The organism is Caproiciproducens sp. CPB-2, assembly GCF_036287215.1.
Lineage (GTDB): Bacteria > Bacillota > Clostridia > Oscillospirales > Acutalibacteraceae > Caproiciproducens.
In genome coordinates this window covers 2,136,730-2,162,888 of record NZ_CP142860.1, presented here as the reverse complement: position 1 = coordinate 2,162,888, position 26,159 = coordinate 2,136,730, and the positions used below count along the sequence as shown (strand labels likewise).

Below are 26,159 nucleotides of genomic sequence, written 5' to 3'. Positions count from 1 at the left end.
AAATTAACAAACGACCCATGGAATGCCATAATAAACAAGCTGCTTTCCGTGGCGGCGCGCCCGGCGCACCGCTGGGAATGAAGGGGTATTCCATCATGATAAGGGATAAAATTCAGGAGGAAAATATATGAGCAGGGAACTTGCAAAGACCTATGACCCACAGGAAGTGGAGGACAGAATTTATGACTTCTGGCTCTCCGGCGGCTATTTCCACGCCGAGCCGGACCCTGAGAAGCAGCCATATACCATCGTGATTCCGCCCCCGAACATTACCGGACAGCTCCACATGGGACATGCCCTGGACGAAACCCTGCAGGATATCCTGATCCGCTGGAGAAGGATGCAGGGCTATTCGGCGCTCTGGCTGCCGGGAACCGACCACGCTTCCATTGCCACAGAGGCGAAAATCGTCGAGGCGATGCGCAAAGAGGGCATTACCAAAGACGAAATCGGCCGCGAGGCTTTTTTGGAACGCGCGTGGAAATGGAAGGAAAAATACGGCGGAAGAATCATTGAACAGCTGAAAAAGCTGGGTTCCTCCTGCGACTGGGAACGCGAGCGCTTTACCTTAGACGAGGGCTGCTCCAAAGCCGTCCGGGAGGTTTTTGTAAGACTGTACGAAAAGGGCCTGATCTACCGCGGGGAACGCATCATCAACTGGTGCCCGCACTGCCGCACCTCTATTTCCGACGCGGAAGTGGAGTTCAGCGAGCACGACGGCTTCTTCTGGCACCTGCGCTATCCTTTCAAGGACGGCAGCGGTTCCATTCAGCTGGCTACCACCCGTCCGGAGACCATGCTGGGAGACACCGCGGTCGCGGTACATCCCGAAGACGAACGCTATGCGGGTCTGGTGGGGAAGACGCTGGTCCTCCCTCTTGTAAACCGCGAGATCCCGCTGATTGCGGATACTTATGTTGAGCGCGATTTCGGAACCGGAGTGGTAAAAATCACCCCGGCCCACGACCCGAACGACTTTGAAGTCGGCCTGCGCCATGATCTGCCGGTCATCAATGTCATGGATGACGGCGGCAATATGAATGAGAACGCCGGGAAATACGCCGGTATGCCCGCCCTGGAGGCCCGCAAACAGATTGTGGAGGACCTGAAGGCACAGGGCTTTCTTGTCGAGGTCGAACCGATCAAGCACAACGTCGGCTCCTGCTACCGCTGCGGCACCGTTGTGGAGCCGCGTGTTTCCAAGCAGTGGTTTGTAAAAATGAAGCCGCTGGCTGGGCCCGCTCTTCAGGAAGTAAAGGACGAGAAAGTGAAATTTGTTCCCGACCGTTTTGAAAAGATTTACGACCACTGGATGGAAAACATCAAGGACTGGTGTATTTCCCGCCAGCTTTGGTGGGGCCACCGCATTCCCGCGTGGTACTGCCAGGACTGCGGGGAAACGGTCGTTTCCCGCGGGGAACCCCACACCTGCCCGAAGTGCGGTTCCAAAAACCTGAAGCAGGACGAGGACACCCTCGATACCTGGTTCAGCTCCGCGCTCTGGCCGTTTTCCACCCTCGGCTGGCCGGACAAAACCGAGGACCTGAAATACTTCTATCCGACCGATACCCTTGTCACCGGCTACGATATTATTTTCTTCTGGGTCGCCCGCATGATTTTCTCCGGCATTGAGCAGATGGGAGAGGTCCCGTTCCATACCGTGCTGATTCACGGCCTTGTCCGCGACGCGAAGGGCAGAAAAATGAGCAAGTCGCTGGGCAACGGTGTGGACCCGCTTGAAATCATTGAAAAATTCGGCGCGGACGCGCTCCGCTTTACCCTCGCAACGGGCAACAGCCCCGGGAACGACATGCGTTTTTCCGACGAGAAGGTGGAGTCCAGCCGCAATTTTGCCAATAAAATCTGGAACGCCTCGCGCTTTATCCTCATGAATATCGACGGTCATGACGTAAAGAATGAGCTTCCCGCGAACCTTGCGATGGAAGATCGGTGGATCGTCGATTCCTTCAACCGCGTGACGAAGGAGATCACGGAAAACCTGGAGCATTTCGAGCTCGGGATCGCCGTACAGAAGCTTTACGATTTCCTCTGGGACGAATTCTGCGACTGGTATATTGAAATCGCGAAAATCCGCCTGAATTCCGACGATCGGGAAACCGCGCAGGGCGTGCGTCAGGTGCTTGTCTGGGTCATGAGCGGCACCCTGAAGCTGCTGCATCCGTTTATGCCGTATATTACCGAGGAAATCTGGCAGACGCTTCCGCACGAGGGCGAGTCCATCATGGTGTCCCGCTGGCCGCAGTACGAGGAAAGCCGTTGCTTCCCGCAGGCCGCGGAGAACATGCGCAGCATTATGGAAGCGGTGCGCGCCGTCCGCAACCGCCGTTCCGAAATGAACGTACCGCCTTCACGCAAGACCCATCTCTATATTGCCACCGGCGACGCCGCCATGTTTGAAGAAGGCAGGGAAATCATCAAAAAGCTCGCCTACGCCACGGAGGTGGAAATCGGGTCCGATTATCAGCTCGACGGCGCGGCGACCATTGTCACGGCCAACGCGAAGCTGTATATCCCCATGTCCGAACTGGTGGACAAGAAGGCGGAGCTTGAACGCCTGACCAAAGAACTGGAATCCGCACAGAAGCAGTATCAGAACGCACAGGAGAAGCTTGCCAACGAGAAATTCATGTCGAAGGCTCCCACGAACGTAGTGGAAGGCGTCAGGCAGAACGCCGACAAGCTGCGCGATCACATCGCGCTGATTCAGTCCGGTATCGAAGCTTTAAAGTAGGCGTAAAAATGATAACGTATGAGGAAGCGCTTCAAAAAATAGAAAGCCTGCTCCGCTTCGGCTCCAGACCGGGCCTCGAAAGAGTGGAGAAGCTTCTTGCCCTGCTCGGAAATCCGCAGGACAGACTGAAATTCGTTCATGTGGCCGGCACTAACGGGAAAGGCTCCACCTGTGCGCTGATTGCCTCGGTGCTGAAAAAATCCCAGTATCAAACAGGGCTGTTTATTTCTCCCTTTGTCACGGATTTCTGCGAAAGAATGCAGATCAACGGTGAAATGATCGGCCGTGAGGAGCTGAGCGCCCTTGTGGAAAAAATTTTTCCCCTTGTGGAGCGGATGGCGGAGAACGGCGAAATCATTACGGAATTTGAGCTGATTACCGCGCTGGCAATGGAGTGGTTCGCAGAGAGTCAATGCGATATCGTCGTGCTGGAGGTGGGTCTCGGCGGACGTCTGGACGCGACGAACGTCATTTCCACCCCGCTTGTGTCCGTCATTACGTCGATTTCTTTTGACCACACCGCGATTTTGGGCGATACCCTCGCGAAAATCGCCTATGAAAAATGCGGCATTATCAAGGAAAACGGCGTGACCGTGTGCTCGCCCGGACAGAATCCGGAAGCGCTTGCGGTCATCAGGAGTACGGCGGAAGAGCGCAAAAACCGCTTTGTCCCGGCCGATACGGACAGCGTGGAAGTGCTGTCCATGAATCTCAGCGGAACCGGGCTCGAGTACCGCGGGCTTCTGGTCAGCCTGCCTTTCCTTGGGGAGCATCAGGTCAAAAACGCGGTGACCGCGCTGGCCGTGATCGAGGAACTGAAAAAACAGGGGTACCATATTGCCGACCACAGCATTGAGGCGGGATTTTCCTCGGCAAGCTTCCCCGCCCGGATGGAGGTGCTTTCCGCCGACCCGCTGATCGTGCTGGACGGCGCGCACAATCCCGGCGGCACCGCCGTGCTGGCGAAAGCGGCCGGAAAATATTTCGGCGATCGGAAAATCATAGCCATTGTGGGCATGCTTGCCGACAAAGACGTTGCCGGCGCCGTACGGAATTTTACGGGGCTGTTTTCCAAAGTGTTTACGCTGGTGCCGCCCGGTCCCCGCGCACTGGACGCACAATCGCTCGCGGAACAGTTTCGCAAAATCGGTGCGGACGCGGAGCCCGCGCAAACCGCCGACGCGGCCCTTGCGAAAGCATTTTCCCTGCTGGATGGGAACAGCGCGCTGCTGATCTGCGGCTCGCTCTACCTTGCGGGCGATATCCGGCCGCGCGTCCTCAATCTGCTTTATTCAAAATAAAAACAGCCTGTCCGCAAATTTCGAGTAAAATTTTACACAAAAGCCCTTATCTTTATAGTTAAGGGCTTTTTTTATTGCCGATTTTCTAAATTCATGAATAACAAGTCTGAAATCTGCCGATACTAATTAGATTACATATATCATGGAGGGATCCGCATGGGTGTCAGATTAATACTGAAGGATGGCGAGATGACCGCCGTGCTGAGCGGAGAGATCGACCATCATTCCGCACGGGAAATCCGCGGCGCCATTGACGAGGCGGCGTCGAAAGTAAAACCGAAGCTGCTGACGCTTGATTTTTCAGGGGTGCAGTTTATGGACAGTTCCGGTGTGGGGCTGATTATGGGGCGCTGCAAGCTGATGCAGATTTGGGGCGGCAGTGTCAGAATCGCAAATCTACAGCCGAAAATAGAAAAAATCGTTTCGCTTGCAGGTTTAAACCAGCTATGCAGTATTGTAAAGGATGTGAAAATTCATGAAGCCAATGAATGAAATGACGGTCTCCTTCCCAAGCTGTTCGGCAAACGAATCCTTCGGCAGGGCGGCGGTTGCGGCGTTTGCCGCGCAGCTTGACCCTACGATCGATGAACTGAGCGATATCAAAACAGCGGTTTCAGAGGCGGTTACCAACTGTATTGTCCACGCCTACCGCAATACCATAGGGATCATATACATAACCTGTAAACTATACGAGAACGGCAGAATCAGCATCCGTATCCGCGACAAGGGCTGCGGCATCGAAGATATCGAACAGGCCATGCAGCCGCTGTTCAGCACTTCCGAGGACGAAGAACGCGCGGGGCTGGGCTTTGCCGTCATGGAGAGCTTCATGGATGTTCTGAGAGTGACCTCCAAGCCGGGGCGCGGAACGTCGGTCACCATGAGCAAAACCATCCAGCGCCGCCGGACGGAAAAAAACCATTAATATGGACAGAGAGCAAACAATCAGTGATAATATCGGTCTTGTGCATGCCTGCGTCAAGCATTTCAAAGGACGCGGGGTGGAATACGACGACCTTTTTCAGGCCGGTTGTCTGGGCCTTGTCAAGGCTGTGGACAATTTCGACAGTGAGCGCGGGGTCAAATTTTCCACTTATGCCGTCCCGGTTATTCTGGGGGAGATCAGGCGGCTTTTCCGTGACGGCGGCGCAATCAAGGTCGGCAGGGGGCTGAAAGAGCTGTCCATGCGCGCCGCGCGGGAATCGGCCGCGTTCAGCGAGCGGGAAGGACGCACACCGACTGTCGGCGAGCTTGCGGAGCTCCTGAATGTGGAACCCGCCGAGGCCGCTCAGGCGCTCGGGGCTTCCCAGCTTCCGCTTTCGCTCACCGCCTCTCCGGAAGAGGGGGGAGGCCAGATCGATGTGAGCGTGGAAAGCGGCGACGACAAAATCGCGGAGCTGCTTTCCCTGAAGCAGGTTGTCACGGAGCTTCCGCCCAAAGACCGAAGCATCATCGTTTTCCGCTATTTCAAAAGCCGGACACAGACGCAGACCGCGGAGGCGCTCGGCATGACGCAGGTGCAGGTATCCCGGCGCGAAAAAGTGATTTTGAATCAATTGCGTGAAAAATTGTCGTGAGTTTCAGCATAAACTGAGAAAAGAGCTCTCCGCCCGCGGGCGGAGAGCTCTTTTCAGTTATCGGTAAGATCTTTCAGGTCGTACGGCGTCTGCTGGTATACATAATAGTTCAGCCAGTTGATGAACAGAAGGTTTGCGTGGCTGCGCCACACAAAGGGCGGTTCCTGCGTAACGTCGTCATTCGGGAAATAATGTTTTGGAATATGCGGATGGATTCCTTTTCTCAGGTCCCGGAAATATTCATTGGCCAGCGTGTTGCAGTCGTACTCCAGATGGCCGGTGACAAAGAACTGCCTGCCGTTCTTTCTGGCGATAATATGGACTCCGGCTTCCTCCGAAGCGGTCAGGACGATCAAATCCTCTATTTTTTCAATGTCCTTTATCCTGACTTCGGTATTTCTGGAATGCGGCGAAAAGAAATTGTCGTCAAAGCCGCGGACCAGCGGATGCCGGCAGTCGAGCAGATGGTGAAGAAATACGCCGGAAAGCTTTTCGGGCAGCTGATATTTCGGCACTCCGAAGTGATAATAGAGTCCGGCCTGAGCTCCCCAGCAGATGTGCAGCGTGGAATAAACGTTGCGCCTGCTCCAGGCCATGATTTTGCAGAGCTCGTCCCAATAATCGACTTCTTCAAAAGGCAGGTTTTCGACAGGGGCACCCGTAATAATCATGCCGTCGAATTTTTCGTCCTTCAATTCGTCAAATGTTTTGTAAAAAGTATTGAGATGCGACGCCGAAGTATTCTTGGAAATATGCGTCGCCATCTGCATCAGTTCGACATCCACCTGTAAAGGGGAATTTCCCAAAAGCCGCAGAAGCTGCGTTTCCGTATCGATCTTTGTGGGCATCAGATTGAGGATTACGATTTTCAGCGGGCGGATATCCTGCGTGATCGCGCGCTGATGCGTCATAACAAATATATTTTCCGACTCCAGCACTTCCACTGCCGGAAGGTTTTCCTGTATTTTGATTGGCATAGTCTGCCCTCCTGTTAATAGAGACAATAGGTTTATTATACCAAACATCTATAAATCCTGCAATATACGGCAAAATCTTGAAAGTTTCATAAAATACTGAAAAAAGCGTTGACAATGTATAATGGAAGTGGTATTATAGTGAAGCCGTCGAAAAACGGGAACAAAACGCTTGACAAGTCCACTGAAATATGATAGACTTCAAAGCGTTCTCCTTGTACAGTTTGACGGAGATAGGACCTTGAAAATTAAACAACGAGAGAATTAAGGAACCCGTAATGAACTTGAGAGTATGGAAGTACTTTCGGACGAAGTTGGTTGTCACTTTAAAAGACAACGAGAATACACGCTTAGTGTATCGTATTTAGAGCTCTTCAAAAACTCTGGATAGAAGATATAAACGCCTTAATGGCGATTATATACAATATTTTAGAGAGTTTGATCCTGGCTCAGGACGAACGCTGGCGGCGTGCCTAACACATGCAAGTCGAACGGAATTAAGTTTAACACCGAACGTTTTGTTTGGTGGGGACACCTGACCGAACGGTGGGTGTTGAGCTTAATTTAGTGGCGGACGGGTGAGTAACGCGTGAGTAACCTGCCTTTCAGAGGGGGATAACGTCTGGAAACGGACGCTAATACCGCATGACATATTTGGGCTGCATGGTCCGAATATCAAAGGAGCAATCCGCTGGAAGATGGACTCGCGTCCGATTAGCTTGTTGGTGGGGTAAAGGCCCACCAAGGCGACGATCGGTAGCCGGACTGAGAGGTTGAACGGCCACATTGGGACTGAGACACGGCCCAGACTCCTACGGGAGGCAGCAGTGGGGGATATTGCACAATGGAGGAAACTCTGATGCAGCAACGCCGCGTGAGGGAAGACGGTTTTCGGATTGTAAACCTCTGTCCTTGGTGACGAAAGAAATGACGGTAGCCAAGGAGGAAGCTCCGGCTAACTACGTGCCAGCAGCCGCGGTAATACGTAGGGAGCAAGCGTTGTCCGGATTTACTGGGTGTAAAGGGTGCGTAGGCGGCTCTGCAAGTCAGGCGTGAAATATATGGGCTTAACCCATAGACTGCGTTTGAAACTGTGGGGCTTGAGTGAAGTAGAGGTAGGCGGAATTCCCGGTGTAGCGGTGAAATGCGTAGAGATCGGGAGGAACACCAGTGGCGAAGGCGGCTTACTGGGCTTTAACTGACGCTGAGGCACGAAAGCATGGGTAGCAAACAGGATTAGATACCCTGGTAGTCCATGCCGTAAACGATGATTACTAGGTGTGGGGGGTCTGACCCCTTCCGTGCCGGAGTTAACACAATAAGTAATCCACCTGGGGAGTACGGCCGCAAGGTTGAAACTCAAAGGAATTGACGGGGGCCCGCACAAGCAGTGGAGTATGTGGTTTAATTCGAAGCAACGCGAAGAACCTTACCAGGTCTTGACATCCAACTAACGAGGCAGAGATGCGTCAGGTGCCCTTCGGGGAAAGTTGAGACAGGTGGTGCATGGTTGTCGTCAGCTCGTGTCGTGAGATGTTGGGTTAAGTCCCGCAACGAGCGCAACCCCTGTGATTAGTTGCTACGCAAGAGCACTCTAATCAGACTGCCGTTGACAAAACGGAGGAAGGTGGGGACGACGTCAAATCATCATGCCCTTTATGACCTGGGCTACACACGTACTACAATGGCTGTTAACAAAGGGAAGCAAGACCGCGAGGTGGAGCAAAACCTGAAAAACAGTCTCAGTTCGGATCGCAGGCTGCAACCCGCCTGCGTGAAGTTGGAATTGCTAGTAATCGCGGATCATCATGCCGCGGTGAATACGTTCCCGGGCCTTGTACACACCGCCCGTCACACCATGGGAGCCGGTAATACCCGAAGTCAGTAGCCCAACCGCAAGGGGGGCGCTGCCGAAGGTAGGATTGGCGACTGGGGTGAAGTCGTAACAAGGTAGCCGTATCGGAAGGTGCGGCTGGATCACCTCCTTTCTATGGAGACATGGGCAGCTGAAACAAGCTGGTCAGACATCCAAGGTCAGTTACGGAAGAGATAATTCGAATCGTTGTTTAATTTTGAAGGCCCCGGGCAGTGCCCGGTGACAATGGCCCGCCGCAGGAATGCAGCAGGAAATTGCCCCCGGTGTGGCGGGACGGTAACAACCGGCTCCCGGCGCGGAACTGCAAGAGAGCTTTCAGAAAAAAGTGGAAACAAGGGTAGAACACCTGAGTGAAGCTACCTGTATATGGGGGTTTAGCTCAGCTGGGAGAGCGCCTGCTTTGCAAGCAGGAGGTCAACGGTTCGATCCCGTTAATCTCCACCAGCGGCGAGTCGCCGCAGACAATTCGCGGGTAAGATTTGATGGAAACGTCAAATGAGCGCACGCGGAAAGAAGCGAAGACGAGCCAAAACAAAATGTGGCTAAGGGTGACAACCTGAACGCCGGAATATGGGCTTATAGCTCAGCCGGTTAGAGCGCACGCCTGATAAGCGTGAGGTCGGTGGTTCGAGTCCACTTAAGCCCACCACGGACACAGTCCGTTTTTGCCGCGCACAAAGCGAACTTGAAAAAGGAAGCTGAGTGCCCGCGTAACGGAGGAAGTCCTCAAAAATACATACGGTAGTTTGAATTCACTTCGGTGGAGGAAAAGGCATCGTGTGGCAAAGGCCGGCAGAAGGTGGAATCCGCGGCAGAACGGGTCTTTTGATCTGAGTGCTGTCCCGCGACGAAACGGCCTGCGGCCGTGTACATTGAAAACTGAATAAAGAAGAAGCAGATATTAAGCGAGAAATAACTTGTTATTTTTAGATTTAAAATCTACAATTTCAAATTTTTAAAGAAGAACCAAGAAAAAACACATGGTCAAGCTACAAAGAGCGCAAGGGGAATGCCTTGGCACTGGGAGCCGAAGAAGGACGCGACTAACTGCGAAAAGCTATGGGGAGCCGTAAGTGGGCATTGATCCATAGATATCCGAATGGAGCAATCCAACTGGAGTCATGTCCAGTTATCATACACTGAATTCATAGGTGTATGAGGGGAACCGCCTGAACTGAAACATCTAAGTAGGGCGAGGAAAAGACATCAAATGAGATTCCGCCAGTAGTGGCGAGCGAACGCGGAAGAGGCCAAACCGGGAGTAGCAATACTCCCGGGGTTCGGACAGCAACATGGACGCCGGAATTTAGCAGAATGGCATGGGAAGGCCAACGAAACAGTGTGAGAGTCACGTATGCGAAAAAGGAAAGCGCTTAGCTGTATCCAGAGTACCGCCGGACACGAGAAACCCGGTGGGAATATGGGGGGACCACCCTCCAAGCCTAAATACTACCCAGTGACCGATAGTGAAGAGTACTGTGAAGGAAAGGTGAAAAGGACCCCGGAAGGGGAGTGAAAAAGAACCTGAAACCTTGTGCTTACAAGCACCGAGAGCCCGTCAAAGGGTGATCGGGTACCTTTTGTAGAATGGTCCGGCGAGTGAATGTAACTGGCAAGGTTAAGTCCTTAAGGGATGGAGCCGCAGGGAAACCGAGTCTGAACAGGGCGTAAGAAGTCAGTTGTATTCGACCCGAAACCGGGTGACCTACCCATGTCCAGGTTGAAGTGGGGGTAAAACCCCATGGAGGACCGAACCGACTCCTGTTGAAATAGTAGCGGATGAGGTGTGGGTAGCGGAGAAATTCCAATCGAACCCGGAGATAGCTGGTTCTCTCCGAAATAGCTTTAGGGCTAGCCTCGTATTAGATTACCGGAGGTAAAGCACTGAATGGTCTAGGGGCCGAAAGGCTACTGAAACCTATCAAACTCAGAATGCCGGATAATTGATGTACGGGAGTCAGACAGCGTGAGATAAGTTTCGTTGTCAAAAGGGAAACAGCCCAGACCCACAGCTAAGGTCCCAAAATATGGTTAAGTGGAAAAGGATGTGGGGTTGCACAGACAACCAGGATGTTGGCTTAGAAGCAGCCACTCATTAAAAGAGTGCGTAATAGCTCACTGGTCGAGTGACCCTGCGCCGAAAATTTAACGGGGCTAAATCATATACCGAAGCTTGGGATTCCGCAAGGAATGGTAGGAGAGCGTTGAATAAGGGGTGAAGTCAGAGCGGAAGCGCTGGTGGACTTTATTCAAGTGAGAATGCCGGAATGAGTAGCGAGAAATGTGTGAGAATCATATTGGCCGAAAGTCTAAGGTTTTTGGAGGAAGGTTCGTCCGCTCCAAGTAAGCCGGGAGCTAAGGTGAGGCCGAGAGGCGTAGCCGATGCACATACGGTGGAAATTCCGTAGCCGCCAAAAGATTTAAGTAAGAGGACACCTGCAAAGGGCATAACCCGGGCGATGGTTGACCCGGGCGTAAGGGACCGAAATCAGAGTAGGGAAGTATGCTTAGAGCAGGGCGAGAAAAGTCTTATGGATATCTGAGGCGCCCGTACCGCAAACCGACACAGGTAGATAGGAAGAGAATTCCAAGGCCAACGGGAGAAGGGTAGTTAAGGAACTCGGCAAATTGACCCCGTAACTTAGGGAAAAGGGGTGCCGCAGCAATGTGGCCGCAGAGAATAGGCCCAGGCGACTGTTTAGCAAAAACACAGGTCTCTGCCAAATCGCAAGATGAAGTATAGGGGCTGACACCTGCCCGGTGCTGGAAGGTTAAGAGGAGATGTGCAAGCATTGAATTGAAGCCCCAGTAAACGGCGGCCGTAACTATAACGGTCCTAAGGTAGCGAAATTCCTTGTCGGGTAAGTTCCGACCCGCACGAATGGTGTAACGATCTGGGCACTGTCTCAATTACCCGCCCGGCGAAATTGTAGTACCGGTGAAGATGCCGGTTACCCGCGACAAGACGGAAAGACCCCATGGAGCTTTACTGCAGTTTAATATTGGGTTTCGGTAATTTATGTACAGGATAGGTGGGAGACTGAGAAGCAAGGGCGCCAGCCTTTGCGGAGTCGCTGTTGGGATACCACTCTTAAGTTGCTGAAATTCTAACCTGCGGCCGTGAATCCGGCCGGGGGACATTGTTAGACGGGCAGTTTGACTGGGGCGGTCGCCTCCAAAAGAGTAACGGAGGCGCTCAAAGGTCAGCTCAGCACGGACGGAAACCGTGCTTTTGAGTGTAAACGCGTAAGCTGGCCTAACTGCGAGGGTGACGGCCCGAGCAGTAACGAAAGTTGGAGTTAGTGATCCGGCGGTATGAGAGTGGAATTGCCGTCGCTCAACGGATAAAAGCTACCCTGGGGATAACAGGCTGATCTCCCCCAAGAGTCCACATCGACGGGGAGGTTTGGCACCTCGATGTCGGCTCATCACATCCTGGGGCTGTATTCGGTCCCAAGGGTTCGGCTGTTCGCCGATTAAAGTGGTACGCGAGCTGGGTTCAGAACGTCGTGAGACAGTTCGGTCCCTATCTGTCGTGGGCGCAGGATATTTGAGGAGAGCTGTCCTTAGTACGAGAGGACCGGGATGGACGCACCGCTGGCGCACCAGTTGTCATGCCAATGGCACAGCTGGGCAACTATGTGCGGATCGGATAAACGCTGAAAGCATCTAAGCGTGAAGCCGGCTCCAAGATGAGATATCCCATAGCGTAAGCTAGTAAGGCCCCTTGAAGACTACAAGGTTGATAGGCTGCGTGTGTAAGTACGGTAACGTATTCAGCTTGGCAGTACTAATAGGCCGAGGGCTTGACCATATTTTTCTTGGCAACCCTCTATTTCTCTCTCTGCTTCCCTCCCTTTATTCAGTTTTCAGTGTACAAATATGTCTGAAAAGCAAAGAGCAGCGGATGAAAATCCGGAGCGTGCAGGCTCAACCTGCCATATGCACCATTAGCTCAGTTGGTAGAGCACCTGACTCTTAATCAGGGTGTCCCGGGTTCGAGTCCCTGATGGTGCACCATTAAGAAGTCGGAACGGGGGCTGGAGCCTCTGGCCTCTGCATCTGACTGTATGAAAGATATGGCCCGTTGGTCAAGCGGTTAAGACACCGGCCTCTCACGCCGATAACGGGAGTTCGATTCTCCCACGGGTCACCAAATTTCATTTGCTATGGTAAGATTTTTGTTTCGGCCGAGCCGGAGAATCGAACTCCGGTCTTCCACAGGAAAGCAAAGACAGAGATTCCAAGTGGCTGTCTGAGGTCATCGCCGTAGGCGCATGCCGACTGCAAAGTCCTCCCACGGGTCACCAAATTTCATTTGCTATGGTAAGATTTTTGTTTCCGTCGAGTCGGAGAATTACAATTTAATTTAAGTTAGTTGGTGCTGATGACGGTGAGGGTCCACCCGTTCCCATCCCGAACACGGAAGTTAAGCTCACTGGTGCCGAAGATACTTGGCTGGCAACGGCCCGGGACAATAGGAAGGTGCCAACACAAATAATCCTCAATAGCTCAGCCGGTAGAGCATGCGGCTGTTAACCGCAGGGTCGTTGGTTCGAGTCCAACTTGGGGAGCCAGAGAAGATCACCAGTCGAATGATTGGTGGTCTTTGTGTTTTATCCGCATATCCTGAAGGAGATTCAGGGCGTTAAGGAAACACCCCCCCCTTAGATTTGTTTGGGCCTTGGATCAAGAGACGGGGCTAACCTGAAGAGACGAAGGAATCTGTTATTAAGATAATAAAGAAGTTCTTTATATTTTCACGTATCTGAGAGAAAGCCGATCGACGTGGCTGTATTGATCTGCACCTTTTATTCAGTCTCTGCAACGAGGTGATCGCTTATTTGATGACAGCGTTTGGGTTGTAAAAATTACAACTTGAGATTGCATTTTATACGGATTTATGGTATTATATTCAAGCGCTTTGTTAGGCAGAATTCTTTTCTGCCCTTCGTTTTAATACGGGCCATTAGCTCAGTTGGTTAGAGCAACCGGCTCATAACCGGTCGGTCCAAGGTTCGAGTCCTTGATGGCCCACCATGAAAAAGCCGCATCAGATAGCCATTTGTGAGCTGTTTGATGCGGCTTTTTTTATTGCGCACTCTGCTAAAGAAATTTTACGTTTTGCTAAAGTAGGCGGGAGTCTTGCGAAAAGCACCAAAATCGACGGATATGAGCTCGATGAGAAACGGCGTGGGAAAAAGAAAATAATATTTTAAACAGCAAACAGCGCACAGATTTTTGAAGTCAGTGCGCTGTTTCTCGTTTCCGCATTAAGCTGCCGATACTTTAACATATTCTCTCAGGCAAAGACTGTTCCTCTTTAACGATACGGTCCGCAATAACATCCGCTATGCCCGGCCGGGCGCCACTGATGCGGACATTGAGGCAGCCTGCCGTCTTGCCAACTGTGACGGTTTTATTCAGGCGATGGAACAGGGCTACGACACCGGGATCGGTGAAAACGGAAACCGGCTCTCGGGCGGAGAACGCCAGCGGCTCAGCGTGGCGCGGGCCATTCTGAAGGACAGCCCCATCATTTTGCTGGATGAGGCCACCGCCTCTCTGGACATTGAAAACGAACTGCTGGTGAAGCAGGCGGTGACAAATCTGCTGGGTGCCGATAAAACCGCGGTGATGATCGCCCACACCCTGCCCATTGTAAAGCACGCCGATAGAATTCTGGTGCTGGATGGCGGCCGCGTGGCAGAGAGCGGTACCCATGACGAGCTGGCCGCCGCCGGCGGGAAGTATGCGGCCATGTGGGCGGCGTCTCAGACGCTAAGATAGAGAGGAACGTTCCAAACGGACGCTTTTTTATCACATTTGGACGAACTCCGTCCGCCCCAATTGCGAAACCGCATAATATTTTGTATGATAAGTTTTGGGTTAGCAATGCCTAACCATATATATATTGCCTCTTTCATGGATACAGGATGGGGCAATGGCAAGAGGAGGTTTCTACATGGTAAATCAAAAAGTTTCCAATCAAAAGGGACTGACGGTCAAAGACCTGGTGACTACCGGTATTTTTGCAGCGCTCATTTGGGTGACGATGCTGATCGGCGGTCTGCCCTTTGCGCCGAATCCACTGCTGACATTTTATATGCCTTTGGGCAGCGCGCTGCTGGGTGGTCCTGTCTTTCTGCTGCTGGTGGCCAAGGTGCCCAAGCGCGGCCCCATTTCCATCGTCGGCATTTTGGCCGGTCTGATTTTTTTTGCCACCGGTATGCACTGGGCCATGGATATAGGATATGTTCTGGGCGGTCTTCTGGGAGATCTGATTGCCGGAACTAAAAAGTACCGCAGCGTGAAGCTCAACATCGTGGCGTATATCTGTCTGTGTCTGGGAGCTACCGGCACCTACATAGCGTTTTTTGCGGATCCCACTGCGTGGAGCAGCCTGATGCTGGGTGGGGGCACGGCCCAAAGTTATCTGGACGCCATGAACGGCGCGGCGCAGGGGTGGATGCTGCCGGTGATCCTGCTGGGCACCGTTGTGGTCGGCGCTTTCAGCGGCTTCGTGGGCAGCAAACTGTTGAAAAAGCAGTTTGAAAAGGCCGGCATTACCGCATGATCGATGGAACAAAAGCGGGACTGCGGTTTGACCCGAGGACAAAACTTCTTTTACTGCTTTTGACCGTACTGGGCGCCACTATGGCGCCCAGTCTTATGTATGAGATAGGTCTGGTGGTGCTGGTGGCCTTGATGGCGCTGGTGTGCGGTGAGTGGAGAAAGGCCGTCCTCGGATTCACGGCTTACGTACTTTTCTACCTGCTGACCCTTGCCGTTATGCGGACAGATGGTTCGTCACTCCAAACCACGCTAATGGCTTTTCTGGGCCTCTTCCATAAGGTCTATCCCTGCGGGTTCCTTGCGGGGATTATGATTGCCACAACAAAAGTAAGCGAGTTTCTTTCCGCCATGAGCCGTATCCACGCGCCGAAAAAGCTGATGATCCCTTTCGCCGTGATGCTGCGCTATATGCCTGCCATCCGCGAGGACTGGCATTTTATCAAGGACGCCATGCGGCTGCGGGATGTGTCCCCCAGCCTTGCGGGACTTCTGACCCACCCGGTCAGGACGGTGGAGTGCCTTTATGTTCCCCTGATGATGGCGGCCTCCAAGGCGGCGGACGAGCTCTCCATCGCCTCGGTCACCCGGGGGATTGAAAATCCCCGCCCGCGCACCTGCCTGGTGCAAATCCGTTTTCGGGCGGCGGATCTGCTCGCTGTTGTATGCTTCACTGCGTATTTTGCGGCAGGACTGTTTTGGAAGGAGGTGTTTTTATGATCGAGTGGAAGGACGTTTCCTTTACCTACCCCGGTCAGGAATCCGATGGGCTGCAGCATGTAAACCTCAGCATTTCCCCGGGTGAGTGCGTGCTGTTCTGCGGCCGCAGCGGCTGCGGGAAAACCACCATGCTGCGGCTGGTCAACGGGCTGATACCGAGCTTTTTTCCCGGCGAGGGAGATGGCGCGGCGTACTTGGAAGGGCAGGACTGCTCGGAAACCCCTATGTACCGACTTGCGGAGCGGGTGGGTTCGGTCTTCCAGAACCCGCGAACGCAGTTCTTCAACGTGGATACCGACAGTGAGATCGCCTTTGGCATGGAAAACCAGGCACTTCCGCCGACGGAATTGGCGCGGCGGGTGGAACAGACCGCGCGGGAGCTGGACATTGAGGCACTGAGGGGCAGAAGTATCTTTGCCCTTTCCGGCGGGGAGAAGCAGAAAATCGCTTTCGCCTCCGTCTATGCCATGAACCCGGACATCTATTTGCTGGATGAACCCTCCTCCAATCTGGATATGGACTCCATTCGCGCGCTCAAGGAGTACTTAAAGCTCATCAAGGCCCAAGGGAAAACCATCCTGATTGCGGAACATCGGCTTTATTACCTCATGGAGCTGGTGGACAAAATTGTCTGTCTGGAGCGGGGACAAATCAAAGAAATCTATACGCCCGGGGAACTGGCCGCGCTTTCACAGGAGCGGCGGGAGGGTATGGGCCTGCGTACTGTAGATCTGCGGCAGCTTCACCCGCAAAAATGTGCGGAATGCGCACAGGCACCGATACTGGAATTGAAAAATGTAAGGCTATGCTACCAGAAAAAAGCGGTGCTGGAAAATATCTGCCTGCAGGCCGCCCGCGGTGAAATCATCGCCGTGACGGGGCACAACGGTACCGGCAAGACCACCTTCTCCCGGGCTCTCTGCGGTCTGCACAAGGGCTGCGAGGGGGAGTTCCTTTGGGGAGGGAAGCCCCTCAGCGCCAAGACCCGCCGAAAACGGTCTTATCTCGTTATGCAGGATGTGGGATACCAGTTGTTTGCGGAAAGTGTGGAAAAGGAGTGCGTGTTCGGAATCAACAACCCGGATGCAGCGGCGCTGGCAGACAGGACGCTAAACGAACTGGGGCTTTCTTCCTTCCGGGAGAAGCATCCAAACACCCTGTCCGGCGGGCAGAAGCAGCGCCTGGCTGTAGCGGTGAGTATGGTGTGCGGCAAGGACATTCTGGTGTTCGACGAGCCGACCAGCGGCCTCGATCACGGACAGCATGATCCGGGTGGCAGTCCTGATGGAGCGGCTGGCAAAGCAGGGCGGCATCGTGTTTGTGGTGACCCATGATTATGAGCTGGTCTGCCGGGTCTGTACCCGGGTTGTCCACTTTGATGAAGGCGAAATGCCGGACGATCTGCCTGTTACGGCGGAGAATGAGGGGTGCGGCTGGTATTATGGGCCCCTGGGGCTGTTGTTCATACCCCACGCTTTGCATGGGGTTCTGATTTTAGAATCTTCACAAATATTTAACAGTTTGAAGAGTGTCGGTACTTGACAATAAATGAATGATCGTTTATTATAATAGTAATCCTTCCGCTTTATCAAAAATTTTGGTGGTGCGTATGAGAAAAAAAGATGATGAAAAACAGAGATGTATTAAAACCGCAGTTGTTGAATTAATTTTAAAAGAAGGATTTCAGGGCGCGTCCATCTCTAAAATTGCCCATGCCGCGGGAGTCTCTCCGGCGACGGTGTACATTTACTATGAGAACAAGGACGCAATGCTGCGCGATATTTATCAGGAATATGCCGAAGACACCTTTCAATATCTGCTGGAATGCTTAAACCCGAATATGGAGGGTGAACAGATCATTGAAGAACTGATCCGCAGCTATTATTCCTATATTGTTGAGAATCAGGAGATCTTTCACTTCATCGAGCAGTTCAGCACCTGTCCCGCCCTTCAATCCGGATGTGGGTTTATGAAGGGACCGGGAAACCTGAACCAACTGCTCACGGATTTGAAGAGGAGACGAATTCTCAATAATTACAGCAACGATAACCTGTATGCCATCCTGTTCTCTCCGGTGAAAACCATTGCCGTGAAGCACTGTGACTCCGAGGAGGCCGCAAGAGACCGTCTGGACGAATTAATTGCGATTATTCAGAAAGCATTAATCAGAGGCTATTAAAATTCAAAATCCACCCTGTTTTATTTACAAAGATTATAAACGAACATTCATTTATAAAAAGAAAGGATACTGTTTATGTTGATAATACCAATTGAAGATCTCGTGCTACTGCCCGGTATGGTTTATCCGCTGGCATTCAGCCGGTTAAGCGAAGAGGAGCTGTCCGTCCTGCAAAATAAAGATCAGAAAATCGCAGCGCTGCCGTTAAAGCGTCGGGTGGACAGAAAGGAACTGGAGACGGAGGATTTCTATAAAATAGGGATTGCGCTGCAGGTGCTGGATATTATGTCCGGCGAAAAGGGTCATCTTGTTAAGGTAAAGGCAATGAGCCGTGTGGAAGTCTCCGATCTTGTGATTCGGGAAGACGTCATCACAGGCAATACCGTTGATATTCCCGAAGTCATTGACCTCAATGAAAACAGCCAGAAAGAAATGGCGAGCTATATTCAGAACATCGCTCACCAGATCGGAGCGAATTTCAAGAATTCCGGCGGCGTCATGAAGGCTATCGATGAAATCAGGGACCTGAATGTGCTGATTGGCTACATATGCCAGTTCCTGCCGTTTTCCAGACAGGAAAAGTATACCCTGATGGAAACCTCTTCCCTGAAAGACCGCGGCCTGACGTTTATCGATTATTTCCTCCATTACAAAGAGGAAATACAGCTTCAGATTGAGATGACGGAGCGCTTTTCCGAAAAGGCAAATAAAAACTACCGCGAGGCGGTCCTGCGCGAGCAGCTTCAGGCCATTCAGGAGGAGCTGAACGAAGGAAAGCCGGAGTCCGCGAAAAAAGGGAAGGACTACAGAACTCGCATTGAGAACGCGCATATGCCGGAAGAAATACGGCAGACAGCTCTGGAAGAGCTAAGCAAGCTGGAAAGCCAGAATCCCGCGAGCGCGGATTACAACGTCCTTCAGAACTATCTTGATCTGCTTGTAGAGCTGCCGTGGGAGACGAAGGAAGAAAAGCCCGTGGATATCCGGGAAGCCCGCCGCATTCTGGATGAGCAGCACTATGGTCTTGAAAAGGTAAAGGACCGCATCATCCAGCAGTTGGCGGTGCTGCATCTGAAAAAGGATAAGCAGGGTTCCATCCTGCTTCTGGTCGGACCTCCCGGCACCGGGAAAACCAGTCTGGGACGGAGCATTGCCGAAGCGCTGGGCAGAAAATATGTCCGGCTCAGCCTCGGGGGAATCCGCGACGAGGCGGAAATCCGAGGACATCGCAGAACCTATATCGGCGCAATGCCGGGACGGATTATCCAGAGCATGAAGAAAGCCGGTACCATGAACCCGGTCATGGTGCTGGACGAAGTCGACAAGCTGATGACAGGCTATAACGGAGACCCGGCAAGCGCATTGCTGGAGGTACTGGATCCGGAGCAGAACGATACCTTTACGGATCATTACCTTGACCTTCCCTACAATCTGTCGAACGTCTTTTTCATCGCGACGGCAAACTCGCTGGAGACCATCCCCGGACCCCTGCTGGACCGGATGGAGGTCATTCAGCTTTCCAGCTACACCTCAAGTGAGAAATTCCATATCGGGAAGAACCATCTCATTCGTGAAGCGCTGGAAGAGCACGGCCTGACCGAAGACGACGTGCAGATCAGCGACGAAGCCCTTCGGAAAATCATAGCCGATTATACCATGGAGGCCGGCGTCAGAGGGCTGAAGAAAAGGCTGGATTCCATTGCGAGAAAAGCGGCGGAGAAAATCGTTCTTGGGGATGTCGAAAGGCCCTATACCGTTTCCGCGGACGATCTGGAGGAGATTCTGGGCAGCAAAATGTCGAGACACGACGTTGCTCAGGAAATGAATCCTCCCGGAGTGGTTACCGGTCTGGCATGGACGCCGGTGGGCGGGGAAATCCTGTTCATTGAAGCGACCGAGATGCCCGGCAACGACCAGATCATCCTGACCGGCCAGCTGGGGGACGTCATGAAGGAGTCCGCAAGGATCTCGCTCAGCCTGCTGAAATCCCGTCTGCCGGTCAATGCGATCAAGTTCAAGGAAAAGGATATCCATATCCATGTGCCGTCCGGCGCCGTGCCGAAGGATGGGCCCTCGGCGGGCATTACGCTCTTTACGGCCCTTGCCTCTCTGATTACCGGCATAAAAGTCGATTCCAGACTGGCTATGACGGGTGAGATCACTTTGAGGGGCACGGTGCTTCCGATCGGCGGGCTGAAAGAAAAGCTTCTGGCCGCGGAACGCGCCGGAATCAGAAAGGCGTTGATTCCAAAGGACAATGTGGCGGATTTGAAGGATATTCCCGACGAAGTCAAGGAAAAAATCCGGATCGTCGCGGTAGAAACCATAGAGGACGTCCTGCGGGAAGCGCTGGGCATTGCTCTGCCAAAGCCGGAATACGTGATGCCGGACCCCCGGTTCTTCACCAGGCTGAAGGAGCAGCGCAGCGAAATCCACTGATACAGCATACGACATTAATAAGATATAGGCTGACCGGTTAATCGACAGATGCGCTTTTAACCGCGCAGGCAATAGGAACCCCCGGCTTTTTACAGGCCGGGGGTTCTTTTGGGTTGACGGCAAACATAAATATTCCTGTAGGCAATCGGGATCAGTATGGGATTGAAGGTGATTGTGTGGGGTATTACGTATCGGTAGAGCAGAACGTCAATATTTACGTTGAAGATTTAAACCCGGCCGGGAATAAAACCATTCTGTTTGTTCACGGCTGGCCCGGAAATCATAATCTGTTTGAATACCAGTTGAACCAGCTTCCCAAGCTGGGGTACCGCTGTGTGGCCATCGACTGCCGGGGCTTCGGAATGTCCGACAAGCCCTGGAGCGGGTACGACTATAACCGGCTGGCCGACGACGTACGCGCCGTGATCGATGCTTTCCAGCTGAAAGACATTACGCTGGGAGGGCATTCCACGGGCGGAGCGATCTGTATCCGCTATATGGCCAGGCACAACGGGTACGGCGTGTCAAAGCTGGCTCTTTTTGCCGCGGCCGCGCCCAGTCTCATTCAGCGGCCCTATTTCCCGAATGGGCTGAAGGAACAGGCCGTGCTGGATATCATTCAGGGTACTTACACGGACCGTCCTAAGATGCTGCGGGATTTTGGGAATATGATCTTTTTCCACCGCGTCGGCATTCCGCTGTCCGACTGGATTTTCCAGCTGGGGCTGCAGGCTGCGAGCTGGTCGACCGCTGCCATCGCAAATACGTGGATCAAAGAGGTTTTGTTCGACGACATGGCGAAGATCAACGTTCCGACCCTGATTTTACACGGCCTGAACGACCGGGTCTGTCTGTATCCGCTGGCCGTCGCGCAGAATCAGGGGATCCGGAATTCAAAGCTGGTTCCTTTTAACCAGTGCGGTCATTTCCTTTTCTACGATCAGATGGAGCAGTTCAATAAAGAATTGATCGCCTTTACAAAGGATTGACCGGGCCCGAACGGGTACAAAGCAAAGAGCCGGAAAGAACGTCAACCACGTTCTTTCCGGCTCTTTGTGTAATTTTATTTTTCGGTGTCCTGTAATAAACTTTTTTGCAGGGATGTTTCTTAGTGCAGGTCGCAGGCGCAGGACTCACATTCCGGAATCTCGCCGACCAGCGGGCCGGGGTCAATCCCTTTCTTTTTGTAATAGTCCGCGACAGCGGCTTTAATTGCCTGTTCGGCCAATACGGAGCAGTGCACCTTGACCGGCGGAAGGCCGTCCAGCGCTTCCATGACCGCTCTGTTTGTCAGCTTTAAGGCGTCCTCGATCTTTTTTCCCTTAATCAGCTCGGTCGCCATGGAGCTGGTCGCGATCGCGGCGCCGCATCCGAAGGTCTTGAACTTTACGTCCGAAATGACGTCGCCGTCAACCTTAATGTACATCCTCATGATATCCCCGCACTTCGGGTTGCCGACTTCGCCGACGCCGCTTGCGTCCGGAATTTCACCGACATTGCGCGGATTTGCAAAGTGGTCCATCACTTTTTCGCTGTATGCCATATTCATTACCTCTCTTAGTAATTATAAATAGGAACCTGTTCCTTAAAAAATGTTCTGAGAATAGGACTTCTGTCCGGAGATGATTTCCTCCCACAGCGGGGACATGGAACGGAGATACTCTATGATTTTCGGAAGCACCTCCAAAATATAATCAACGTCTTCCTCCGTGTTCTGTTCGCTGAAGGTGATTCTCAGGGAACCGTGGGCAATCTCATGGGGAAGGCCGATCGCCAGCAGCACGTGGCTTGGGTCGAGGGAACCGGAGGTGCAGGCCGAACCGGAGGAAGCGCAGATTCCGTTCAGGTCAAGCCTTAACAGAAGCGATTCGCCCTCAATGCCCTCAAAGCACATGTTGATATTGCCCGGCAGACGTTTTACCCGGTCGCCGTTGATGTGGGAACGGTCGATTTTCAGCAGCTCGTCGATCAGCCTGTCCCGCATCTTTGTGAGGCGTTCGGCGCGCTCGTCGATGTTTGCGCAGGCCTCTTTCAGCGCGACGCTCAGGCCCACGATTCCGGCGACGTTTTCCGTCCCGGCTCTGCGGCCGCGTTCCTGCGCGCCGCCGTCGATCAGGTTCGGCATTTTGATGCCGTTGCGGATATACAGCGCGCCGACGCCCTTCGGCGCATGAAATTTATGGCCGGAAAGAGACAGCAGGTCGATATTCTGCTCCTTCACATCGATGTGGAGGTTGCCCACTGCCTGCACCGCGTCGGTATGAAAAATCACGCCGTGCTTTTTGCAGATGGCCCCGATTTCGGCAATCGGCTGGATGGTGCCGATTTCGTTGTTCGCGTACATAATGGAAACGATCGCGGTATCGTCACGGATGGCCGCTTCCAGCTCTTCCGGCCTGACAAGGCCGTCGCTGTGAACGTCCAGATAGGTGACCTCAAAACCCTCTTTCTCCAGCGCTTCGCAGGAGTGGAGGATCGCGTGATGCTCAAACTTGGAAGTGATAATATGTTTCTTGCCTTTTTTCGCCTGCTCGTGGGCAACGCCCTTCAGCGCCCAGTTGTCGCCTTCGCTGCCGCCGGACGTGAAAAAGATTTCATTCGGCAATGCGCCTAAGCACTGGGCGACGGTCTCCCGCGCCTGCTCAAGCGGCTTTTTTGCCGTCCGTCCCACAGAATACAAACTGGAGGGATTTCCATAATACTGGGTATAGAAAGGCTCCATCGCTTCCAGAACAGATTTGGAAACGGGAGTCGTCGCGGCGTTGTCCGCGTAAACAAAACGTGCCATCTTATCACCTTTACTTAATATATTATTGAATTGATAGGAATATGTCCTGCACATAATATACACCAAATTGGTATATGTTTCAATAGTCTAACGATGATTATTTGAATTTTTCTATTGCGGCTACGGCAAGCCGGTCGCAGCGCTCGTTTTCCGGATGGCCGGCGTGTCCCTTAATCCACTGGACGGTCACCCGGTGCTTTTCGAGAAGCACCAGCAGCGCTTCCCACAGGTCCGGATTGAGAGCGGGCTTTTTGTCGCCCTTGCGCCAGCCGTTTTTTCGCCAGCTTTTTGCCCATCCCTTACTGATCGCGTCGCAGACATACTTGGAATCGCTGCACAGGATCACCTCGCAGGGTTCCTTTAACAGACGGAGCGCTTCAATCACCCCGGTCAGCTCCATCCGGTTGTTGGTCGTGTCGGCCGCACCGCCGCTGATTTCCTTTTCGACGCCGTTGTACCGAAGCACGGCTCCCCAGCCGCCCGGGCCCGGATTTCCGCTGCAGGCGCCGTCGGTATAGATTTCAACCTGTTTCATTTGAACCATCCTCTTAGTATAACCGAATATTTTTTCTATTATATCATACCGACTTTATACAAACAATGTCAACTTTGGTTTAGGATGTTCTTTTTTGGCCATAATATAAATTATCTGCACGAAGACGCAATCGCTTGACAGTCATAACGAATCAAGGTACAATGATAACGATATTTGTGTCCGGATTTATTTTTTATATTGCATTATATTTAGACATTAAATATATTTGAAACCGCATTTTTCTGCGGTTGACTCTGCTGCCTTTCGCAGCTGCCCGCGCAGTGCGAAGGAAGCGAAAAATCGAACAGGGAGAAACCATGCCCGCTCAGGCACCGTTTGCCGGCGGACTTATTTGGTTGCACCCTAATTAACAATGGAGGTTATTTCGTGTCAGAAAAAAATCAAACAAATTCCGCGGAGCCAAAGGAGCCAAAGGAGAGCGCAGAAAAGCGCCGCGGCGCTTCGGGCGAGGGCCGCTCTTCTCTTTATCAAAAGGTGGTACCGCCGCAAAGACCGGCACGCAGGCCGGAACCGGCGGCGAAGAAGAAGCCGCAGAAGCCTGCGGACCAGGTCATCGGCGGGGAGGCCGTTCCGGTAAAGGAGCCCGCCGCCCAGCCCGCAAAACCCAGACGGAGACGCCAGCCGCAGAAGCAGGCCCAGCAGAGCCCGTCAAAGGCCCCTCAGGTACTGGCGCAGCTTACCAGGCAGAAATCGGCGCAGCAAAAAAAGACAAGCCAGCGCCAGCAGGGTAAACGGGGCAGGCAGGGCCAGCAAAAGCCGTCGATCAAAGCGTATTTCCTCGGCGGATTAAATGAGATCGGAAAGAATTTCACACTGTTTGAATGTGAAGACGATATGATGATCGTCGACTGCGGCATGGCTTTCCCGGACGGGGATATGCTCGGCGTCGATCTGGTTTTGCCTGATTTCACTTTTGTGGAACGCAACGCCGATAAAATCCGCGGGATCGTGCTGACCCACGGCCACGAAGACCATATCGGAGCGATGCCCTATCTGCTGAAAAAAATAAATCTGCCCGTTTACGGCACTCCGCTGACCCTCGGCCTTGTGGAAGGCAAGCTGAAGGAGCACGGGCTGTCCAATAAGGCGAAGCTGAACGTCGTCCACCCGGGCAGTCAGATCAAGCTCGGCTGCATGACGGTCGAACTGATCCATGTCAACCACTCCATACCGGATTCGGTTGCTTTGGCGATCCATTCCCCGGCGGGCACGATTGTCCATACCGGAGACTTTAAAATCGACTGCACCCCGGCGCAGGGGGACATGATCGACCTCGGCCGTTTTGCCCAGCTTGGGCAGGAGGGCGTTCTGGCTCTGTTCGCGGATTCCACAAACGCCGAAAGGCCCGGCTACACCATGTCGGAGAGCAAGGTGAACGATTCCTTTGAACGCCTGTTCAAGCAGGCGGAAAACAGCCGGATCATCATTGCCACCTTTGCTTCCAATATCAGCCGCGTACAGCAGATCATCAACTGCGCGGTCAAGTACGGGCGCAAGGTCGCCCTTTCCGGACGCAGCATGCTCAACGTGATGGGCATCGGCGTGGAGATGGGGTATCTGGAGGTTCCCGACGGGGTGCTGATCGACCTTGACCTGATCAACCGGTATCCGAAGGATAAGATCGTTCTGGTTACCACGGGCAGCCAGGGCGAGCCGATGAGCGCGCTGACCCGCATGGCTTTTGCCGACCACCGCAAGGTGGAGGTGGGCCCCGGGGACTTTATCATCATTTCCGCGCGGCCGATTCCCGGCAACGAGAAGACGGTCGGCACGGTGATCGACGAGCTGATGAAGCGCGGCTGCCAGGTGGTCTACGAATCCATGTACGAGGTGCATGTTTCCGGCCACGCCTGTCAGGAAGAGCTGAAGCTGATGCAGGGGATTACCAAACCGAAATTTTTCATTCCCGTTCACGGCGAGCAGAAACACCTGCGCAAGCACGCGGGCCTGGCCTACGCCATGGGCAAGAATGCCGCGGACGTGTTTATCGGCGATATCGGCGACGTTCTGGAGCTGAATCAGGATTATATGAAAAAGCTTTCCTCCGTTCCGGCCGGCAGGGTGCTGGTGGACGGCCTTGGCGTCGGGGATGTGGGCAGCATCGTGCTGCGCGACCGCAAGCATCTGGCCGAAGACGGCCTGATCGTGGTGGTCTGCACCATTTCTCAGGGCGACGGGCATATTGTTTCCGGGCCGGACGTTGTTTCCCGCGGATTTGTCTATGTGCGCGAATCCGAACCATTGATTGACGAGGCGAAGGTACTGGTCAATTCCGTACTCGAGAACTGCCTTGAAAATAAGATCCATGACTGGGGCACGCTCAAGACCAAAATCAAGGATGAGCTTTCCCGCATGCTCTATGACCGTACAAAACGCAGTCCGATGATCCTTCCGATTATTATGGAAGTTTAGGTTGAAACGCCA

General features: G+C 53.1%; 17 protein-coding genes, 6 tRNA genes, 3 rRNA genes and 1 pseudogene. 23 read left to right on the top strand and 4 right to left on the bottom strand.

The window, feature by feature from the left end; all coding sequences use genetic code 11:
• The first annotated feature begins 127 nt into the window (after positions 1–127).
• The 5 genes from VXK30_RS10760 to VXK30_RS10740 all read left to right on the top strand — a co-directional run bounded on the left by VXK30_RS10760 (position 128) and on the right by VXK30_RS10740 (position 5,630).
• On the top strand, positions 128–2,752 hold the full coding sequence (locus VXK30_RS10760; RefSeq protein WP_275714668.1) for a valine--tRNA ligase: 2,625 nt from the start codon (positions 128–130) through the stop codon (positions 2,750–2,752).
• Positions 2,753–2,760: 8 nt separating this feature from the next.
• The gene (locus VXK30_RS10755) at positions 2,761–4,053 is read left to right on the top strand and encodes a bifunctional folylpolyglutamate synthase/dihydrofolate synthase (RefSeq protein WP_275714666.1); all 1,293 of its coding nucleotides are present in this window, start codon (positions 2,761–2,763) and stop codon (positions 4,051–4,053) included.
• Between the two features lie 156 nt (positions 4,054–4,209).
• Complete coding sequence (locus VXK30_RS10750; protein ID WP_275714664.1) at positions 4,210–4,545, top strand: STAS domain-containing protein; 336 nt, start codon at positions 4,210–4,212, stop codon at positions 4,543–4,545.
• Positions 4,529–4,978, top strand: a complete 450-nt coding sequence (gene spoIIAB, locus VXK30_RS10745) for an anti-sigma F factor (protein ID WP_275714662.1) — start codon at positions 4,529–4,531, stop codon at positions 4,976–4,978. The genes VXK30_RS10750 and spoIIAB overlap by 17 nt, the downstream gene beginning before the upstream one ends.
• Before the next feature lies 1 nt (position 4,979).
• Positions 4,980–5,630: a sigma-70 family RNA polymerase sigma factor gene (locus tag VXK30_RS10740; protein WP_275714660.1), complete on the top strand. Its 651-nt coding sequence runs from the start codon at positions 4,980–4,982 to the stop codon at positions 5,628–5,630.
• Between the two features lie 53 nt (positions 5,631–5,683).
• On the opposite strand, the gene metA is transcribed toward VXK30_RS10740, so the two are convergent.
• Positions 5,684–6,607 (bottom strand): homoserine O-acetyltransferase MetA, encoded by a 924-nt coding sequence (gene metA, locus VXK30_RS10735; RefSeq protein WP_275714658.1) that lies wholly within the window; start codon positions 6,605–6,607, stop codon positions 5,684–5,686.
• Between the two features lie 423 nt (positions 6,608–7,030).
• On the opposite strand from metA, the gene VXK30_RS10730 reads away from it, so the two are divergent.
• The 17 genes and pseudogenes from VXK30_RS10730 to VXK30_RS10650 all read left to right on the top strand — a co-directional run bounded on the left by VXK30_RS10730 (position 7,031) and on the right by VXK30_RS10650 (position 21,380).
• Positions 7,031–8,592, top strand: a 16S ribosomal RNA gene (locus VXK30_RS10730).
• 256 nt (positions 8,593–8,848) lie between these two features.
• Positions 8,849–8,924, top strand: a tRNA-Ala gene (locus VXK30_RS10725).
• A 128-nt stretch (positions 8,925–9,052) separates the two neighbouring features.
• Positions 9,053–9,129 (top strand) — tRNA-Ile (locus VXK30_RS10720).
• Positions 9,130–9,462: 333 nt separating this feature from the next.
• Positions 9,463–12,294 (top strand): 23S ribosomal RNA (locus tag VXK30_RS10715).
• Between the two features lie 130 nt (positions 12,295–12,424).
• Positions 12,425–12,500, top strand: a tRNA-Lys gene (locus VXK30_RS10710).
• Between the two features lie 61 nt (positions 12,501–12,561).
• Positions 12,562–12,636: transfer RNA gene (locus VXK30_RS10705), tRNA-Glu, on the top strand.
• Between the two features lie 221 nt (positions 12,637–12,857).
• A 5S ribosomal RNA gene (gene rrf / locus VXK30_RS10700) occupies positions 12,858–12,974 on the top strand.
• The 16S, 23S and 5S rRNA genes sit together here with 6 tRNA genes alongside, the layout of an rRNA operon.
• A 7-nt stretch (positions 12,975–12,981) precedes the next feature.
• A tRNA-Asn gene (locus VXK30_RS10695) sits at positions 12,982–13,057 on the top strand.
• 386 nt (positions 13,058–13,443) lie between these two features.
• Positions 13,444–13,520, top strand: a tRNA-Ile gene (locus VXK30_RS10690).
• Positions 13,520–13,699 carry a hypothetical protein gene (locus VXK30_RS10685; protein ID WP_275717584.1) on the top strand — a complete coding sequence of 60 codons (180 nt, stop codon included), beginning with the start codon at positions 13,520–13,522 and terminating at the stop codon, positions 13,697–13,699. Before VXK30_RS10690 ends, VXK30_RS10685 begins: the two co-directional genes overlap by 1 nt.
• 94 nt (positions 13,700–13,793) lie before the next feature.
• Positions 13,794–14,270, top strand: coding sequence for an ATP-binding cassette domain-containing protein (locus tag VXK30_RS10680; protein WP_442868020.1), 477 nt, complete (start codon positions 13,794–13,796; stop codon positions 14,268–14,270).
• Between the two features lie 175 nt (positions 14,271–14,445).
• A complete protein-coding gene (locus VXK30_RS10675; protein ID WP_275717585.1) occupies positions 14,446–15,057 on the top strand; it encodes an MptD family putative ECF transporter S component in 612 nt (203 codons plus the stop codon).
• Positions 15,054–15,773: an energy-coupling factor transporter transmembrane component T gene (locus VXK30_RS10670; RefSeq protein ID WP_275717586.1), complete on the top strand. Its 720-nt coding sequence runs from the start codon at positions 15,054–15,056 to the stop codon at positions 15,771–15,773. The genes VXK30_RS10675 and VXK30_RS10670 overlap by 4 nt, the downstream gene beginning before the upstream one ends.
• Positions 15,770–17,315, top strand: a pseudogene (locus VXK30_RS10665) (ABC transporter ATP-binding protein). The gene VXK30_RS10670 and the pseudogene VXK30_RS10665 overlap by 4 nt, the downstream one beginning before the upstream one ends.
• 67 nt (positions 17,316–17,382) lie before the next feature.
• A complete protein-coding gene (locus VXK30_RS10660; protein WP_275717587.1) occupies positions 17,383–17,952 on the top strand; it encodes a TetR/AcrR family transcriptional regulator in 570 nt (189 codons plus the stop codon).
• Positions 17,953–18,027: 75 nt separating this feature from the next.
• Complete coding sequence (lon, locus tag VXK30_RS10655) at positions 18,028–20,391, top strand: endopeptidase La (RefSeq protein WP_275717588.1); 2,364 nt, start codon at positions 18,028–18,030, stop codon at positions 20,389–20,391.
• Positions 20,392–20,567: 176 nt separating this feature from the next.
• Positions 20,568–21,380 (top strand): alpha/beta fold hydrolase, encoded by an 813-nt coding sequence (locus tag VXK30_RS10650; protein WP_275717589.1) that lies wholly within the window; start codon positions 20,568–20,570, stop codon positions 21,378–21,380.
• A 119-nt stretch (positions 21,381–21,499) separates the two neighbouring features.
• Here VXK30_RS10650 and nifU read toward each other — a convergent pair whose 3' ends face one another.
• The 3 genes from nifU to rnhA all read right to left on the bottom strand — a co-directional run bounded on the left by nifU (position 21,500) and on the right by rnhA (position 23,714).
• Entirely contained in the window at positions 21,500–21,934 is a 435-nt protein-coding gene (gene nifU, locus VXK30_RS10645; protein WP_275717590.1) for a Fe-S cluster assembly scaffold protein NifU, read from the bottom strand.
• Positions 21,935–21,976: 42 nt separating this feature from the next.
• Complete coding sequence (gene nifS, locus VXK30_RS10640) at positions 21,977–23,179, bottom strand: cysteine desulfurase NifS (protein ID WP_275717591.1); 1,203 nt, start codon at positions 23,177–23,179, stop codon at positions 21,977–21,979.
• Between the two features lie 97 nt (positions 23,180–23,276).
• The gene (gene rnhA / locus VXK30_RS10635) at positions 23,277–23,714 is read right to left on the bottom strand and encodes a ribonuclease HI (RefSeq protein ID WP_275717592.1); all 438 of its coding nucleotides are present in this window, start codon (positions 23,712–23,714) and stop codon (positions 23,277–23,279) included.
• Positions 23,715–24,101: 387 nt separating this feature from the next.
• Between rnhA and VXK30_RS10630 the strand changes: the two genes are divergently transcribed.
• Positions 24,102–26,147, top strand: coding sequence for a ribonuclease J (locus tag VXK30_RS10630; RefSeq protein ID WP_275717593.1), 2,046 nt, complete (start codon positions 24,102–24,104; stop codon positions 26,145–26,147).
• Positions 26,148–26,159 lie beyond the last annotated feature (12 nt).

Excerpts from the sequence above, each read along its gene's own strand:
- VXK30_RS10760 (WP_275714668.1), top strand. The coding sequence starts at position 128 with ATGAGCAGGGAACTTGCAAAGACCTATGACCCACAGGAAGTGGAGGAC.
- VXK30_RS10755 (WP_275714666.1), top strand. The coding sequence starts at position 2,761 with ATGATAACGTATGAGGAAGCGCTTCAAAAAATAGAAAGCCTGCTCCGC.
- VXK30_RS10750 (WP_275714664.1), top strand. The coding sequence starts at position 4,210 with ATGGGTGTCAGATTAATACTGAAGGATGGCGAGATGACCGCCGTGCTG.
- spoIIAB (WP_275714662.1), top strand. The coding sequence starts at position 4,529 with ATGAAGCCAATGAATGAAATGACGGTCTCCTTCCCAAGCTGTTCGGCA.
- VXK30_RS10740 (WP_275714660.1), top strand. The coding sequence starts at position 4,980 with ATGGACAGAGAGCAAACAATCAGTGATAATATCGGTCTTGTGCATGCC.
- metA (WP_275714658.1), bottom strand. The coding sequence starts at position 6,607 with ATGCCAATCAAAATACAGGAAAACCTTCCGGCAGTGGAAGTGCTGGAG.
- VXK30_RS10685 (WP_275717584.1), top strand. The coding sequence starts at position 13,520 with ATGAAAAAGCCGCATCAGATAGCCATTTGTGAGCTGTTTGATGCGGCT.
- VXK30_RS10675 (WP_275717585.1), top strand. The coding sequence starts at position 14,446 with ATGGTAAATCAAAAAGTTTCCAATCAAAAGGGACTGACGGTCAAAGAC.
- VXK30_RS10670 (WP_275717586.1), top strand. The coding sequence starts at position 15,054 with ATGATCGATGGAACAAAAGCGGGACTGCGGTTTGACCCGAGGACAAAA.
- VXK30_RS10660 (WP_275717587.1), top strand. The coding sequence starts at position 17,383 with ATGAGAAAAAAAGATGATGAAAAACAGAGATGTATTAAAACCGCAGTT.
- lon (WP_275717588.1), top strand. The coding sequence starts at position 18,028 with ATGTTGATAATACCAATTGAAGATCTCGTGCTACTGCCCGGTATGGTT.
- nifU (WP_275717590.1), bottom strand. The coding sequence starts at position 21,934 with ATGGCATACAGCGAAAAAGTGATGGACCACTTTGCAAATCCGCGCAAT.
- nifS (WP_275717591.1), bottom strand. The coding sequence starts at position 23,179 with ATGGCACGTTTTGTTTACGCGGACAACGCCGCGACGACTCCCGTTTCC.
- rnhA (WP_275717592.1), bottom strand. The coding sequence starts at position 23,714 with ATGAAACAGGTTGAAATCTATACCGACGGCGCCTGCAGCGGAAATCCG.